Here is a 596-nt window from a genome sequence, read left to right as displayed (position 1 = left end):
GTTTGTTAGCCGCTCATTCGTGCCTACTGCTTGCTCAGTAAAAACTTACGTAGATCACGCTCTTCACGCATCACATACAAAATATAAACCTTTTCATTTTCTTGTTTGTAGAAAACACGACAAGGACTAGCAACTACTTCTCGGTAGCTTAAATAGTCAAGTTCAGGTGGGACACGCCCCGACTCTGGGAACATCTCCAAACGTTCCACTTTATCGAAAACAGACTGAACCAAAAGCTTGGCTGCTACAATATTTTCTAAAGCTATATATTCGGCAATATCATTGAGATCTGATAAAGCAGGGTCAGTCCAGATTACTTCAGCCATTTTGACATCTTCTCTTTGGCTTTAGAGTGAGAAGTAACCTTACCATTTGCTATTGCTCGTTCACCTCTCGCTATACCTTCAAGGATAGCAAGACGATTTTGCATAAACTCATAGTCGTCAACATCAACCAGATAAGCTGATGGCTTCCCATGCTCAGTAATCAACACAGGCTCTTTGCTATCATGAAGATCAGCTAAGATCTTTGTAGCCTGACGTTTCAAGGACGTAACTAGTTCAACTTTCATGAGGGATGCTCCAAAGGAATACTAA

At 41.1% G+C, this 596-nt stretch carries 2 protein-coding genes; both read right to left on the bottom strand.

Annotated elements, in window-relative coordinates:
- Window positions 1-23 precede the first annotated feature (23 nt).
- The gene (locus FCV43_RS20270) at window positions 24-326 is read right to left on the bottom strand and encodes a type II toxin-antitoxin system RelE/ParE family toxin (protein WP_136996194.1); all 303 of its coding nucleotides are present in this window, start codon (window positions 324-326) and stop codon (window positions 24-26) included.
- Window positions 314-571 (bottom strand): type II toxin-antitoxin system Phd/YefM family antitoxin, encoded by a 258-nt coding sequence (locus FCV43_RS20265; protein WP_017053480.1) that lies wholly within the window; start codon window positions 569-571, stop codon window positions 314-316. Before FCV43_RS20265 ends, FCV43_RS20270 begins: the two co-directional genes overlap by 13 nt.
- Window positions 572-596: the final 25 nt, after the last annotated feature.

The sequence above is a fragment of the Vibrio genomosp. F6 genome, assembly GCF_005146325.1.
In the GTDB taxonomy this organism is placed as follows: domain Bacteria; phylum Pseudomonadota; class Gammaproteobacteria; order Enterobacterales; family Vibrionaceae; genus Vibrio; species Vibrio cortegadensis.
This window is presented reverse-complemented; position numbering and strand designations above follow the sequence as displayed.